The organism is Leptospira ainazelensis (genome assembly GCF_016918785.1).
GTDB lineage: Bacteria > Spirochaetota > Leptospiria > Leptospirales > Leptospiraceae > Leptospira > Leptospira ainazelensis.
This window is the reverse complement of the sequence record NZ_JAFFPT010000079.1, coordinates 274,753-289,678: the sequence shown is the minus strand read 5'-3', so window position 1 is coordinate 289,678 and position 14,926 is coordinate 274,753. Positions and strand designations below refer to the sequence as shown.

The window sequence follows — 14,926 nt, the reverse complement described above, 5'->3', positions numbered from 1 at the left end:
GTGTTTTAACTTAGAATTCAGCTTTTCTTTGTTTAAAAAGTGCACACGTTATTCGTTTTGCACACAAATTTATCCTTCCGTCTTGCTAATCGCTATAAGTAGACACAAAGTTTTCTAAATATTAAAGTTTCAGTTTGACTATGAAAAAAATGGGAGTCGTTGTGCCAACTGTAAATTTATGTTTAAAATAATTTTTATTTAACATAATCTGAGTTTTATTAAACGAAGTCGTATTAAAATGGCCTTTGATTAAAAAGAACTACGTCAAGTTTAGAATCCTTACGTTATTGTTTTTTATCGTTGAGATGTTTAGAATCGTTATAAATATCGTTTCTAATTCGTGCGTTACTTTTAAGCGGCGAAATTTTGACGATGGATGATTAAGGTTGTAGAAAAAATGTGGATTCGAGTTTTAGTTTAGTAAAAAATAAAAGATCTATAAATTTCATTTTATTGCAGAGAGGAAATTCTTTTTCAGGGATTATTTTAATCAAAGACGTGAAGTTTTGAAGTTTGGCGCGAATCTTTAAATCGGAGAAGCGTTGAAATGTTATGGAGTTTGAATTGCGCGAGTTTTTTGCGTTCGGATTGCGTTGATTTTTGTTCATTTTTCAGAATTTAATAAATTAGGAATATTTAAAGTTTTGAATATTCCTTTGCCGAAGGTCTGATGCGTAAAATTAATTCTTTAAAAATGAATTCTCTATCTAAGCATATGATCGATCTGCGATCGCACTTTTTGAATTATGTCTCATTCTGACCAAAACGGCTGTAACTTCTATTTTACTATAGATTTGAATGCAGATTTAACCCTTTTTTTGTGAAAGATAGATAGAATAAAGAATGAGAGCAGTCCGCTTCGTACCAGAAGTTCGCAAAAGATTTTAAACTATAATTCAGAAATCGCTCTGATTTGTTTGGCTTTAATCAGGATTCTTTCTCCGTCCTTTCTTTCCCCGGAAGGAGAAGCCCTTTGAGTTGATCGATGAGTTGAGTTCCTCCGGTCAAAGTAATCTGACTGATTTTCTCGCTGATCCTTTCCACGTATTCCAGTTCTTTGAGTTTGTATAGGGTCGCATTTTCTTCCATCAGCTTTGCAGTGTTTAACAAACTTCTTGTGGAGGCGGTTTCTTCTCTTCGCATGATCACGTTTGCCTGAGCCTTTTTCTCTGCGATCAAGACCTGATTTAGAATATCCTTGATTTCGCCCGGTAGAATCACGTCTTTCACGCCGCCAAAAAGAATTTCCAAACCCATGGACGGCATGGAAGTTTTGATCTTTTCCGTTACGTAGGAACCGATTTCTTCCTTTTTTGATAGAATTTCGTCTAACGTCAATGAGCCGACGTATTCTCTCAAAACCAATTGTAGATGAATATAAAGCTGAGATTCATAATCCTTTATTTCTACGAGGCATTGAATCGGATCGGTGATCTTATACTGACAAACAAAGTTGAGTCGAAGCGGAATCTTATCTTTCGACATGATTTCTTGTCCCGTAATTTCAGTTTGAAGCTGTCTAAGATCCGCTTTTACCACTGAAATCGATTTTGTTCCCTTCCAGAAAAAATAATTTCCCGGCTCCAAAACTTTCACAAAAGAATTTTCGATAAACAGAAGACCTTTCTGAAAGGATTCGACACCGTATGAACAGACGAGATCTTTGACTTCGGGTTTCATCAGAATGGATCGATCGATTTTATCCTCTATAAAAGGATTATCCAAATCGATCTTTACGAAGGATCTGTCTTTGATCCCCTTCCAGAAAGCGTGAGTTCCGGTTTGTAAAACGGATTTGAATTTTTCTTCCTCAAAATAAAATGCGATCTCGTTATCCTTGAGATCGATGACTTCCAATTCTTTCATAAGAATAGGGTCGTTCCGAAAGAATGCGAAATCAAACTTGGAACGGAACGGATTTAGGATGTGATGGATTTCTACATAATTTCCTAAGAATGTAAAGTGGTTTCCGGGAGGGAGATATTTTACGTATTCTCCGTCTTTGAATAAAAGACCTCTTTGATCTTTTCTTATTTTCATACGAACCTCGATTGAGTTAAAATAATGACGACTAACGTGATTTTTGCAATCAACCTTAGACATCTGCAAAAAGAATAAAAGGAATCCATCCGATGTCTGCGGGGAACCATTTGAGAAGCGTCGCATCGAATCAAATTCAACTTCCTTCTTTTCTCTCGAAAATGGAGAAGGCGTTCGAAACGAATTCTCGATTCGGTATCCATCGTTCCGCAAGGCAAACATCCGATTGCTTTCGAACGAATCCGAAAGCCGGACGCCTTTTATTCTTTTTTTGTTTCGGTCTTTTTGCGAAGAGACCAACTTCTCGCGTGACAGGCGCCTACTCTAACCAGCTGAGCTACTTACTCATGTGAATAAGGAAGGATTCGAACCTTCGACCAGGTGATGGTGACTCGGATTCCGATTCTAAAAACGTTAAACCGACCGCGCAGTGCACAGAGGAACCGCCGGGTCTTTTGAAACCCTAAGAAATCGAAATCAGAGCCGAATGCAGATTCTTCCGTAAGCGAAGAAAAGGAAACGATTTTTCATATTCAATTCCGAATATCTTTTGTAACGAGTCTTCGCGAAGCGTTGACTTTTGGAGACTGCTCGATCTTCTTTCTCGGAAATAAAGGAGGAAGACCAAGACCTTGGGATTATTTTCCTCCTTTAAAAGTCCAAAACAGATTTCTAAAGTTTGTCTGAACGAATATCGGTGAAACAATGCGGAGAATACGTTACCCGAAACAGAAAAGCAAAGTTAGCTTTTAACTAAGAATTATGAGTTGAGGAATGGATACAAAATTCTAAATCGTTTGTATTGCCTCGGCTCAGACGTATTCTTCCAAATAGTTTTTTCCTTTGAGATGACTCGGGAAAAAAATCGGAAACTTATTTCCGGTCTTGGCTCGGGATCTTCGATAGGATTTGGAGGAATTCCAAAAAGTTTCGTATTCGCTGTCCAAACGGAAGAGAAGTTTTTCCCAGAAGATAAAATGAGTATCCACGAATTCTTGTCGGATGTCTTTTGCCCTCAAGGTGAGCGGACATTTTCCGGTAAATTCTTTCATAAATACGAGGCCGACCATCACTCCTCTCGTATCCAAATACGGTTCGAGAGGAAAAGTCCGACAACTGATCGAACGATTGTCCCTTTCACAAAATTGAATTCCCTTACATTCGCAAAAGAGCGTTTCTTTAGAATCGTATTCCGCGAGCATCTTCTTGTCTTCGGCGGTTTCCGGTTTCCAAACTTTCCAGAGATCGGTTCTTTTTTTTAGCATGGAGAATTCGGAACGATACAAGGTCGGAACTGCGTTGTCTGCGATACAACAGAAAGGGATACCTTCGTTGTCGGGTTTGCACAATTCTCCGCAGTCAAAGGTCGTAAGTTCTTCCTGGAGTAGGGAATAGTAGTAGGAGATTTCGTCTTCTGCGAGATGTTTAGGATCGTTTTTCTTTACTGTTGTCTTCAAGTGATTTGTTTCCCCGATTTTTCTTGGATCCGCTTCTTTTCGGAGCCAGGATCTTTCGAAAGATCGCGTATCCTGAAAAAAGAAAAAATGCGGAACAAAGAATTCCCCACTTTCTGTAGAACAACTCGGCGCCGGGAGAGAGAAAACCATTTTTCTGAGCGAGAGCCATGGAAAGCGCGAAAATCGTAAGAAGAGAAAACGCACTCAAAAAGAATAAAACCGTGATTCTTAGGTTTCGAAGTGTTTCTTCCAGGTCTTTCTTAAATTCTAAAAAGCGAGAGTAGAATTCTCTGGTTTCTTCTCCTTCGGAAAGCTTTTGCACGTTATAAAAGGACTCAAATTCTTCCGGGACCTTGTTTGTGTCCAAAAGTAGGAACTCATAATCCAAGGTCTTATCGTATTCTTCCCTTGTCTTGGGCGAACTCAGGACGAGATAGGCTCGGGTTCCTTCTTCCCGATCCAATTCCAAAGAGGGATTCCATGGCGGCGTCTCCAAGTTTTCCAAAAATTCCTGATATGCGGATTCGATTCTCCCCAAGTCGGAACTCCGGGAAAGATTCAAAATCTGGTAGTAATCGAGTTTTGTATTCACAGCCATGGTCGATTTTTGCTTGTGGGAACGGTTTTTTAGACGAGACAAAACGCGTTTCCCTATCCATGGAAAACCCCTTTACAGCCGGTCCGGCAAGCAGAAATTCAGTCCTATGAGCGTTCTGGAAGTAGAAAAAAAGGCAGGAAAGGTCTATATCGAGACCTACGGTTGCCAGATGAATGAGTACGATTCCGGAATCGTCTCCAGCCTCATGAAGGACGCGGAATATTCCTCTTCCCCAGATCCAGAAGACTCCGATATTATCTTTTTAAATACCTGTGCGATTCGTGAAAACGCACACGCAAAAATCTACAACCGTCTTCAGTCCCTCGGATATCTCAAAAAGAAAAACCCGAAACTGGTCATCGGTGTTCTCGGCTGTATGGCCCAAAATCTGGGAGACGACCTTTTTCACCAAGAACTTCCTCTGGATCTGGTCGTAGGACCGGACAATTACAGAAGTCTTCCCGAACTCATCGAAAGAATCCGTTCCGGAGAAAATGCGCTCGCGCTGACTCGTCTTTCCAAGATTGAAACCTACGACGAGATCGAACCTCGGGTCGTAAACGGGATCCAAGCCTTTGTCACGATCATGAGAGGATGTAATAATTTCTGTACTTTCTGTGTGGTTCCTTATACGAGAGGAAGAGAAAGAAGCCGCGATCCGAAGAGCATCGTCCGCGAAGTCCAGGATCTCGCCGATCAGGGAATTCGTCAGGTGAATCTTCTCGGACAAAACGTAAATTCTTACAAGGAAGAAGGAAAGGACTTCGCGGGTTTGATCAAGATGCTCTTGGACGAGACTACGATTGAAAGAATCCGTTTTACTTCTCCGCACCCGAAAGACTTTCCGGTTCACCTTCTGCAACTCATGGCGGAGAATCCCCGTTTTTGTCCGAACATCCATCTTCCTCTCCAGGCTGGAAACACGAGAGTTTTGGAAGAGATGAAACGTTCTTATTCCAAAGAAGAATTTTTAGAAGTTGTCGAGCAGATTCGAAACATCGTTCCCGACGTCGGACTTACCACCGATATCATCGTGGGTTTTCCGAACGAAACCGAGGAAGAATTCGAGGACACTCTTGCGGTCGTTCGGGAAGTGAAGTTCGACATGGCCTTTATGTTCAAGTATTCCGAAAGGGAAGGAACGATGGCTCAGAGAAAACTTCCGGACAACGTTCCCGAAGAAGTGAAGTCCGCAAGGCTGACCAAACTCGTCGATCTTCAGACTTCCATCTCTCACGAACAAAATCGTTCCCGGATCGGAAACGTATATTCCGTTTTGATTGAGAACACTTCCCGGAAGTCGGAAAGCCAACTCTGCGGAAGAACTCCCTGCGGAAGAATGACGGTTTTCCCTCTTCCCGAAGGAAAAAACGCGTCCGAAATGATAGGCACTTCCGTAAACGTTCAAATCGAAAGTGCGACCAGCGCTACTCTAAAAGGAAGGATCCTTGCTTGAAGGATGGCGACAATCGGAAAAAAACTCCCGGCAAAAAGTCGGTAGCAAACGCGTCTTCCAATAAAACAAATTCTTCCGCAGCCGAATCGAAATCAAAAAAAACAACTTCTTCCAAGAAGAATGGAGATTCTTCCCTTTCCAAAAAAATCGCAAAACAAAAAAGTTCGATCCTCGGTTCTTCAAAAGATTCTTCTCCGAAAAAAAACATTTCGAGCGGAAGTGCGGATTTAAGAACCGTTCGTCTCAGCAGCGTGGAAGATCTTCCGGCCGATTTCAAAGTTCATACCGACAAAAGAAAATTCTATATGATCATTCCGATCTTGGATCGGTATATTCTGGGAGAAATTCTTTCTCCCTTCTTAGTTGCACTTGCATTTTTTACGATGGTTTATATGGTCCTCGCGCTCCAAAAGATGATCGGTCTTTTTGTGGGAAAGGGCGTGGATCCGCTTCGTCTTCTGGATTATTTCGGTTATCTTCTCGCTAACACTTTGCCGATGACGATTCCCATGGCCTGTCTGATGAGCGGGATCATGGCCGCGGGAAGGCTTTCCGGAGATTCCGAAATCACGGCGATTCGTTCCGCAGGAGTAAGTTTTCCTAGAATCTATATTAACTTTCTTGCATTCGGTTTTGTGATGGCGATGATCGTAGGTTATCTCAATTTTTATCTTTCACCCGAGAACACAAGAAAGATGAACGAGTTCAACAAGTGGGTTCTCGCTTACAATCCTCTGCTCGCGATCACTCCGGGTCAGTTCAGTGGGGACAAAACCCAGGATCTTTTTGAAAAACGCGCGAGAACCATGTACACCGAAGGAATGAATTCCGACACCGGGGAACTCAAAGGAGTTCAGATCCGAGAATGGGAAATTTTTCTCGAAGGAAACGAATACTTTCACATCGGCGGGAAAATGATTCCGATGGGAGGTTCTAGAATTATTCAGATTATCAACGCGGGGCGGGGAAATCTCGTAGAAAAACTCGGACCCGATGGGGAATACGAGAAATCCATCCGTCTCAAAGACGGTTGGATCTTAGAATGGAGCGACGATCGTAAGAGTTTTTCCGTAACCGATTTTCGAAACGGGGAAATGGATTACAATATTCCCAAAGGTAAGGAAAAGAAAACTCTTGAATTGAACGTAAAACCGGAGACCTTTTCGATGCCCGTCTTGTTCGAAATTCGAAACAACATGGAATCCGAAGGATTGGAAAAAATTCCGGGACTTGAAACCTTAAAAGAGATGGGAGTCGAGATAAAAGGTTTAATCGGACTAAAGCAAATGGTGGAGCAGATGAAGATCGACCTAGCCATGGGCGCCGCAAACGGAACTCTCACACCGGATGAGATGACCCAGAGGTATTCCGTTCTCACACAGTTGATGGCTTTGATGCAACAGGGAAAGAAGGTTCTTACCGATTTTAACGTCGAAATTCACAGAAGAATCGCGATGCCGATCTCCTGTTTGATCTTTTTCTTCATTTCTTTCCCGCTCGGACTCGTGGTAAAACGATCCGGAAAAGGAATGAGTTTTACGCTTGCAGTTGTTTTCCTAATGATCTACTTTACATTTTTTACCCTGGGAAGTACGATCTCTTACAATGATAAGGTTCCGGATTGGATCGGGCCTTGGAGCGCTAACATTTTGATCGCGATCTTGAGCGTCAATATCATGATCAAAAGAACGGATATGGATCTCCCAAAACCGATTCAAAAGGTTCTGGATAAGATTTCTGATCAAAAATCAAAATTGACAGAGAGATTAGAAAGATTAAGTATATGGGGAAAAATAAAAAAGATCACGAAAAGAGGTTCCTGACCCGGGAAAATCCGCTGGTTAGTTTTGGAATTAATACGATGAGTCAAAAAAACGCGATCATTTGGCATCTTACTTCAGGAAAAGAATTCCCGATTCAGATCTGGAAGCACCCTCGTGTCAATATCGAATTGAGCAAGGTCTCCCTCGACGGATTGGGCGCGATCGATTTAATGAAAGCGGACATTCATATCTTTTTTCTATCCGTAAATTTTCAAGAATGGAATCATGTTCGTGAATTCATACGTAAGTTCGAACTACATCCCTATGTCAGTTTGATCATGGTTTATTCGGAAGAATCGGAAAAGATCAACGCGGTTGTTCCGGAAACCGGAAAGATCGAAGTTTTGGAACATCCGGTTCATCAGAGAAATCTCCGATTGATTTTGGATCGTACGATCCAATCCGAATTTTATAAACTCGCCGCGAACGAAATCGGGAACAGTTGTCTTACCAATATCGGCTTTTTTGAAGGAGTTTTCGAACTCGCTCAGAAAGAATATAAGGACGCGGCCAAAGCAAACGAAGCCCTCCAAGCCATCTTAGAATTCGAATCCAAGGTAAAGAAGAACAACGAAGAGATCAACAAGGCTCTTGAAAGGGTCAACGAACTCAAAAACAAGGAACTTCTCGCTCTTCACGAACGTCTGAAAGTTTCCGAAATTTTGGATTCTATGAAAACTCAGGAACTAAAAGACGCTCTTGATTTCAAAAAAGCTACGGAACAAGCATTAGATTATTCTCATATTGAAGAAATTCAACTGGATAAGATTCTCGAAGCTCAGGATCGGCTTTTCGCTTATACCGAAAAAGAAATCAAAGATCTGATCGAAGAAAACCGAAGTTTGAAAAAGAGACTCGGAATTCAGTAAGAGCCGAATCAAATCGGTTCGATCTTGATTCTTAGTTCCGACTTTTGGGAACGTTTTTTATTGCCTTCAATCCCGAAAGAGTTCCCGCGAAAATTCCTTAAAATCCGGAGAATCTTTTCCAAATTTATATTCTGCGTATAAGAGTCCGTGTTTCTTACGAAGGATATCGTATTTTTCACGGGCCTGATCGTCCCGATTCTTCTTGGAAAGTCGATAGGCTCTCTCGTAACAGTTGGCGAGAAAACCCTGTGCTTCCGAATCTTCATAATACTTGGGACCGATCTGGATATAACGTTCGAGTAAGTCCATCGCCTGGAGAAAGTTTTTCAGAACGAGCTGGTGTTTGATGTATTCCCGATAAATTCCCGCCTGCAATTCTCGAAATCCGTCGGTGTCTCGTATTTTCGAGTTCTGGATTCTTTCCAATGAATTCATGGAAGAAACCAAAAGATGAATCGCATCCGATCTTGCTTTGTTCAGATCTCTTGTAATCGCTCTTTCAAAGTTTTCCTTTCGATTTTTTCTTTGCCACTCGTAACGATCGGCTTCGAACGTCTGTGCTTCGAAGTCCTTTCGTTTCGCCTCCGCGAGTTCGTTCGCTTTTCTAAAACGGTCCAAGGCTCTTCGAAAGTCCTCTTTGGAATTTTCAAAATGATTTTTGGAATTCTCCTCGCTCGCGTCTCCTAAGAGATCGATATCCTCGAACGGAAGAAGATCTTTCCCCCATGTGGAATCGGGATCGCTTCCATCCGGGATGAGAATTTCGATTTTTTTTTCGGAAGGAGCCTTATCCGCAAAGGTCAAGGACGGAAGGACAAAAAAAGTACAAACGAAAAGAATGGGAAGAGGGTAGAATAAAGATGGTTTCATAGAAGTTATAATCTTTTGAAAACGGATAACAAGGGTTAAAATGGAATCGAAATGGAAAAAAAATATCCTATGTCAATTTAGGATTGGTCGCAAACGGGCGTCATCAAAAAATTAGATTGAAAACAAACATTAAAAGAGTAACGAAGAATGAAAGAAGTTCAGGTTCCCGCCACAAAAAGAATCGCCCTCGTAGCACACGATAACAGAAAGAATGATTTGGTAGAATGGGCTAAAACCCATCGGGAGATCCTATCGAGACACCATCTTTTCGGAACCGGAACTACCGGAAAATTGATAAACGAAGAAGCGGAACTACCGGTCTACAGATTTTTGTCAGGACCGCTCGGAGGGGATCAACAGATCGGAGCTAAGATCGCCGAAGGGGATCTGGATATCGTGATTTTTTTCTGGGATCCATTAACCGCACAGCCTCATGATCCGGATGTAAAGGCGTTACTTCGAATTGCAGTACTTTATAATATACCCATGGCTTGCAATCGTTCCACCGCGGATTATATGATCAGTTCCCCTCAATTTATCAATTCTTACAAAAAGGTTCTTATCGATTACGACACAAGGATCAAAAAGAATTCTTAGCAGCACAGAAAAGATTCTCCCAGGAAACCGAAAGTTGTTTTGCCGTAATCTCATGGCGTTTCAAAAATTGTTTTTTTAGCATCGAAAGAACGATTCGAGAAGATAAAAAATGAATCGGAGCTTCGAAGGAAATTCTATCTTCCAGTTGCGAACGCTTTTTTTCTAAACCGCTAAAACGGTGTTCGTGAAGAAAAAATGGAAACGGACCTTCCTTTTGAATGTCTACGAATCTTTCGTTTTGCGAATATTCCAGATGTTCGGCGATCCAAGTCCAAGAAAAAAAGGGGAAAGGACTCACTTTTAAAATCGCGACCGCGCCGGGAAGAATGTTCTTCGGTTTTTGAATCACCTTCACGTTCGGATCTGCGGAAACGAGGCTTTCAAAACCTTGCGGGGATTCGTGAAATGCGAAGAGGGTTTCCACGCCGCAGTCAAAAACGGATCTACAAATAAATTCGGATTTCACAGAGACTTTGACTTGCGCTATGATGAAAATTCGGAAGAATCCAAAGTAAAATTCCATGTTTCTCTATTTATTTAAGAATCTAAAATCCCCCGCTGCTACGCGGTCCCAACCGTCGCCGCTTCAATTTTCCGAAACTGCAATTTCCGTAATTCAAAAACATTTGGAGAAAAGGATTGAGTCTGCGTTTCAGATTCGGATCGAAAGGAAAAAGCATCGAGTCGACGTCCAAGTCGGTTACGATCAAAAGAAGAATCAGAAGACGACGTATTCTTATCCGATCCGCCTGGAAGTTTCCAAAGAAGACGAAATTTGTTTAGAAGGTTCCAGAATGGACTGGGACGAGGAGAATCGTGATTTTCGGATTTACCCGGATGTGGATTTGGAAATCGAATACGGAATCATTCGCAATCGTTTCCGGATCAGGATAAATCGTTTCGTATTTGAAGACGAATACAAAAAGGAAGTTTATTACGCGGGGAATTTTCCGGATTGGTTTTCGGAAGAATGGAATACATTCGAAATATCTAAAATAGAAATCAAGGGAAGAATTTGGGGTGTGTTTTTGGAAATAAGACCCGACCCTAAGAGAATTCCGGAAATCGAAAAGAGGATCGCGGATTGGATCTTAGACTATTTCAGCGGATTCCCAAAGAGAAAAAACTAACGTTTCCAAAGGATACGATCCCCTTCCGAGATCGTTTTTAAACCGTTGATTCCGTTATCCGGAACCGCTCTGGAAAGAAAATAATCAGTCTCCTCGACGGTAGCCTCTGCCGTTTTACCGGAAGTGTTGTAGATTTGAACCTTAGAACCTTTTTTTAAACCGTCCAAGGTTCCGGCGTTGATGATAATATCTTCGTCTTTTACTCTGACGATGGACGCCGAGGGAGGGATCGAAGCGAGAATTTTAGAAGCCGATCTTGTCGCCGCTTCGGGAAGAAAGTCGCGCCCTTTTGCAAAAACGCGAAACGTACTCAGTATTTTCTCGTGTTTCGTATCCTTAATCGTCCAATCGATGTTCAAGGAATGATTTTCGTATTTTAGAGAACCGTAAACTACGAATCTTGGTTTTAGTCCGTTCTTTGCCGCATCTTTGATTTTTAGAAAAGAAGACTCGGAATAGGGTAGAGTTCCCATATAACTATCGGGTGTCAGATTGAAAGAAGACGGATTACTTCTTGCGGCTTCGAGAACGTTCGAGAGAGAAATTGTAGGATTCAAAGAAAGAATTTTACGAACCGAAGAGGAAACCAAAAGGGAAATGTCCGGATAATCGCCTAAGAAGGATTTGTCGACGAGGTCGAAGACGAGAAGTACCGGCGGCGTCCTTCCGTAATTTTCGATGAGATTGTCGCCTGTGATTTCGATCATTCCTTCCTTATAACCGATGGATTGTTTCATCGAGTTGAGGAGATTTTCTATCTCATACTGATACTTTTCATTTTCCGGATATTTTTTTCTTAAAAACAAAAGAAGGTTTAGATACCGCGGAAAAAACCCGGTCCTTTTGTATTCGGAAAGAGTCTGGAATTGAACCTCCGGTTGACCGGGAATCAATTCTCTTGCGGAAGCGAGATGATGAGAGGACATATCATAGAGAAGAGAATTTTTAGAAGAACGAAAACGTTGCATTCTATAGTCGCCCAATTTTCTACGGAAGGAATGGTTCTCGGAGAAATGAATCAACGCTACCGATTCCGCCTTTTGTCTTGAGATGGAATCTAAATCATCCAATCTTAATATTTCAGTTAGGTCGTTTTTGAGAGAATCCTTAGTTGCGGAGGAAGAATCTTTGTTTGCCTCTTTTTCTTCCGAGAACGTTTTGAGATAAAGAAAAGAAGGATTTTGCGGATAAAGAGTAACGAGTTTGCGAGAAAGGATGACTGCGGAAGGATAATCGTTTTGCCAGATACGAATTCTTGTCAACGTGTCGATTGCTTCCTCAAAATCCGGGTAAAGAGCGATTGCTCTTTCCAACTTTTCCGCAGCGATTTCGAGTTTCTGTTTTCGTTCGCCCACCTGACTTTTTTCAGCCCAGTCGATTAAGAGAGATGCAAGATGAAAAAAAAGATCGGGATCATCGGAAGAGTTTGAGAGAATTCCGTTCCAGATATGATAAGCTTTCGAAAAGTTACCGGTTTTTCCGTTGACCTTAGCTTCTAAGATTTGAACTTCTTTAGAATTTTGTAATTTAGATCGAGAAGCTTCCAGCTTTTTTAATGCGGATTCGAAACTCCCCATTTCCAAGAGGATTTGGATCTGGACCGGGGCGAGAATCGGATCAAAGGGGTCGGTATCCAAAGACGCTTTTAAAAGTTCGAGTGCGTTTTGATATTCTTTCTTTCTTGCGAATGCTAAAGCCGCGCCTTTTAGGGCGCTTTTGTTATCGGGTTCTAAGGTTAACGCTTTTTTAAAGGCTTCGAAGGACTCGTTGTATTTATGAAGATATTTTGCGGATTCTGCGAGACCTAAAAGGGAGCGGATCGACATCGGATTTGCTTTTGATGCATCCGTGAAGGATTGGTATGCCGCCGTATAATTTCTTTCTTTGAGAAAATTTTCCCCTTCTTGAATTTTGCGAACCGTATCCTGAGAAATCAACGGCGATCCTATGATCAGAAGTAAGGATAGAATTAGGAAACGTCTTTGCAGAAAAAGTCGAGAGGTCATTTCGTAAAAAATCCTGCTTCGGCTTTCCCTGCGGCGTTTCGAAAATTCGCTTCTAAGACAAGAGGAATATAAAAGTCTTTTTTATCCGCATCCACTCTGCTTTTGAAAGACACTATATAACGTCTGTCTTTATGGGAAATCATCGATTCGTAGAGTGTCTTCTCTTGACCTTCTCCTGGAATGAGAATAAATTTTCCACCCGTTGAATTGGCGATAGTTTTATAAATTTCGACCGTCGGTCCGCTATCGGAAAGAGATAGAAAATATACCGGAATCGAATGCGCTTTCGAATAACGGATTATTTTTTCAGGAGAAATTTGATTAAAGGAGTCTGCATTTGAACTGCCGGAAACCAAAACCAGAACCGCTCTCGGACCTAAACGATCCAAGAGATCCGAAATTCCTCTGTAGATGGATTTGCCAGTTTTGGAAGAAGGATCACTTGGAGAGGTTCGTAATATTCTAAAAATCTCATGCATCGAATAATTGAAATCGGCCGCCTTTATAAGTTCAGTTCCGGAACGGAGGACTTCTACTCCGTCGTATTGTCTGAGAGACATCAAAAGGGGACGAAGAGATTTTTCGAATACGGAATATGCGTTTTTTACTTCCGGAGTATTCTCATAGATGAGAGACAAAGAGATTCTATTATTGTATTGTTGCATGTCGGCGAGTCCGATGAGGGGTGAAAGATTTCCATATTCATAAACTCTAAAGGAGTTTCTTGGAATCGCTTTGATGTCGCGTCCGGATCTGTCTCGAACCCTTAGGAAAACTGAGATATCCGGGTATTCTCTATTTAAAACTTTTTCAACTACTACGTCGAGATTTGAGGAAAGCTGATTTGCCGGACTGAAAATTTCAACGCGGTGCCGATTGAAGTCGGCGATATATTGAGTTCCTGTATAGTCGAAAGCAGAAGAGAAAGGTTGATTCAATTTGCGGACGACGTTTTTCGAATCGCGAAAGGAATCGAGAGCTCTCCAGGTATTCTCCAGAGTGTTGTAAACAATCAAACCTGTTTTTTCATCGGAGATATGTAGCTCGTTTTTTCGAATCGTGAGATTTCGAGGAGAAGAAAGAATGTTAGGATTGCTGATTTCTCTTAAGAAATTTCCTTCCGAATCGAAGACTGCGATTCGAGAGTTCCCGCGGTCTGCGACGTAAATTTCTCCCTTTGCGTTTACTTTGATTCCGGAGGGATTGCGAAGAGTTCCGACTCCGATTTCTTGGAGGAAGGTGCCGTCGATTTTGAGTTTTTGAACACGGTTATTTCCAGAGTCTGAAACGAAAAGAAATCCGTCTTTTGTCAGGAATATTCCTGTTGGTCCGTGAAATTCTCCGTTGTTTTTTCCCGTTTTTCCAAAACGATTTCGATATTCTCCTCTTGTATTGAATTCGTAGATCTTATCCGCTTTGAAATCCGATACAAAAATCGAAGTTCCTCGGAGAGAAAAGAAGAGCGGGCCCGATAAATTCCGACCTAAGGAGCCTTTGAAGTTACCAACGGGATTTCCATTAGGGTCAAATTTTACGATATTGGCGGTGTCAAAGGAAAGGACATAGAGGAATCCGTCATCATCGATCGTGACGTCCGAAGGATTTCGGAATCGAAAACGTCGGAGCTCGTCTCCTAAAAGAGCGGAATAATATTTGACCGCCGAATCCTGGCTTCCTCCGGCGAGATTGATCCGCAAAGCGTCCAATCTCGCTTTCTGAATTTGGTTGAGTCCAGTATTTCCCTCCATCTGTTCTAATTCCGACATACTTTCCGGCCAATCGCCGGAGAGGTAATATGAATTGGAGAGAAGAAGACGTGCCAATGTAAAATCACTTTTGATTGAGAGTGCCTTCAGGAAGCTTTCTCTGGAAGACGAATATTGAGAATTATTAAAATACGAAAACCCCCTCGTAAAGTGGGTTCGCGCTTCTTTCTCTTGGATAGAAAAATTGGGGAGTCCGTCGGAACTCAGCGAAAGGGAAGCTAAGAGTGAAAAAAGGAAAATAAGAAATCTATTAAAGTGCATAATTGAATTCTTACATTGTCTCCAATCTCTATGAACATTAAAAAGAGACATAA

At 41.7% G+C, this 14,926-nt stretch carries 12 protein-coding genes; 5 read left to right on the top strand and 7 right to left on the bottom strand.

Annotated elements, in window-relative coordinates; all coding sequences use genetic code 11:
• Positions 1–927: 927 nt before the first annotated feature.
• From JWG44_RS20185 to JWG44_RS20175, 3 genes are all read right to left on the bottom strand, one after another.
• Positions 928–2,040 carry a slipin family protein gene (locus JWG44_RS20185; protein WP_205276854.1) on the bottom strand — a complete coding sequence of 371 codons (1,113 nt, stop codon included), beginning with the start codon at positions 2,038–2,040 and terminating at the stop codon, positions 928–930.
• 812 nt (positions 2,041–2,852) lie between these two features.
• Positions 2,853–3,497, bottom strand: coding sequence for a hypothetical protein (locus JWG44_RS20180; protein ID WP_205276853.1), 645 nt, complete (start codon positions 3,495–3,497; stop codon positions 2,853–2,855).
• The gene (locus JWG44_RS20175; protein WP_205276852.1) at positions 3,466–4,095 is read right to left on the bottom strand and encodes a J domain-containing protein; all 630 of its coding nucleotides are present in this window, start codon (positions 4,093–4,095) and stop codon (positions 3,466–3,468) included. The genes JWG44_RS20180 and JWG44_RS20175 overlap by 32 nt, the downstream gene beginning before the upstream one ends.
• 106 nt (positions 4,096–4,201) lie before the next feature.
• Between JWG44_RS20175 and miaB the strand changes: the two genes are divergently transcribed.
• Genes miaB through JWG44_RS20160 form a run of 3 tightly spaced genes read left to right on the top strand, consistent with a single transcriptional unit; the run spans position 4,202 to position 8,243 of the window.
• Entirely contained in the window at positions 4,202–5,551 is a 1,350-nt protein-coding gene (gene miaB / locus JWG44_RS20170) for a tRNA (N6-isopentenyl adenosine(37)-C2)-methylthiotransferase MiaB (protein ID WP_205276851.1), read from the top strand.
• Positions 5,548–7,374 carry an LptF/LptG family permease gene (locus JWG44_RS20165; RefSeq protein WP_205276850.1) on the top strand — a complete coding sequence of 609 codons (1,827 nt, stop codon included), beginning with the start codon at positions 5,548–5,550 and terminating at the stop codon, positions 7,372–7,374. Before miaB ends, JWG44_RS20165 begins: the two co-directional genes overlap by 4 nt.
• Before the next feature lie 38 nt (positions 7,375–7,412).
• The gene (locus tag JWG44_RS20160) at positions 7,413–8,243 is read left to right on the top strand and encodes a hypothetical protein (RefSeq protein WP_205276849.1); all 831 of its coding nucleotides are present in this window, start codon (positions 7,413–7,415) and stop codon (positions 8,241–8,243) included.
• Between the two features lie 66 nt (positions 8,244–8,309).
• Here JWG44_RS20160 and JWG44_RS20155 read toward each other — a convergent pair whose 3' ends face one another.
• A complete protein-coding gene (locus JWG44_RS20155) occupies positions 8,310–9,113 on the bottom strand; it encodes an FcpA-related putative periplasmic flagellar protein (RefSeq protein ID WP_205276848.1) in 804 nt (267 codons plus the stop codon).
• 147 nt (positions 9,114–9,260) lie between these two features.
• Here JWG44_RS20155 and JWG44_RS20150 point away from each other — a divergent pair, with 147 nt between their 5' ends.
• Positions 9,261–9,710 (top strand): methylglyoxal synthase, encoded by a 450-nt coding sequence (locus tag JWG44_RS20150; protein WP_205276847.1) that lies wholly within the window; start codon positions 9,261–9,263, stop codon positions 9,708–9,710.
• Here the strand turns inward: JWG44_RS20150 and JWG44_RS20145 are convergent.
• Positions 9,694–10,233, bottom strand: a complete 540-nt coding sequence (locus tag JWG44_RS20145; protein ID WP_205276846.1) for an SRPBCC family protein — start codon at positions 10,231–10,233, stop codon at positions 9,694–9,696. The genes JWG44_RS20150 and JWG44_RS20145 overlap by 17 nt on opposite strands.
• Here JWG44_RS20145 and JWG44_RS20140 point away from each other — a divergent pair.
• Complete coding sequence (locus JWG44_RS20140; RefSeq protein ID WP_205276845.1) at positions 10,232–10,840, top strand: hypothetical protein; 609 nt, start codon at positions 10,232–10,234, stop codon at positions 10,838–10,840. The genes JWG44_RS20145 and JWG44_RS20140 overlap by 2 nt on opposite strands.
• Here the strand turns inward: JWG44_RS20140 and JWG44_RS20135 are convergent.
• Both JWG44_RS20135 and JWG44_RS20130 read right to left on the bottom strand, forming a co-directional pair.
• On the bottom strand, positions 10,837–12,846 hold the full coding sequence (locus JWG44_RS20135) for a tetratricopeptide repeat protein (protein WP_205276844.1): 2,010 nt from the start codon (positions 12,844–12,846) through the stop codon (positions 10,837–10,839). The two genes, JWG44_RS20140 and JWG44_RS20135, sit on opposite strands and share 4 nt — an antisense overlap.
• Entirely contained in the window at positions 12,843–14,873 is a 2,031-nt protein-coding gene (locus tag JWG44_RS20130) for an NHL repeat-containing protein (protein ID WP_205276843.1), read from the bottom strand. Before JWG44_RS20130 ends, JWG44_RS20135 begins: the two co-directional genes overlap by 4 nt.
• Positions 14,874–14,926: the final 53 nt, after the last annotated feature.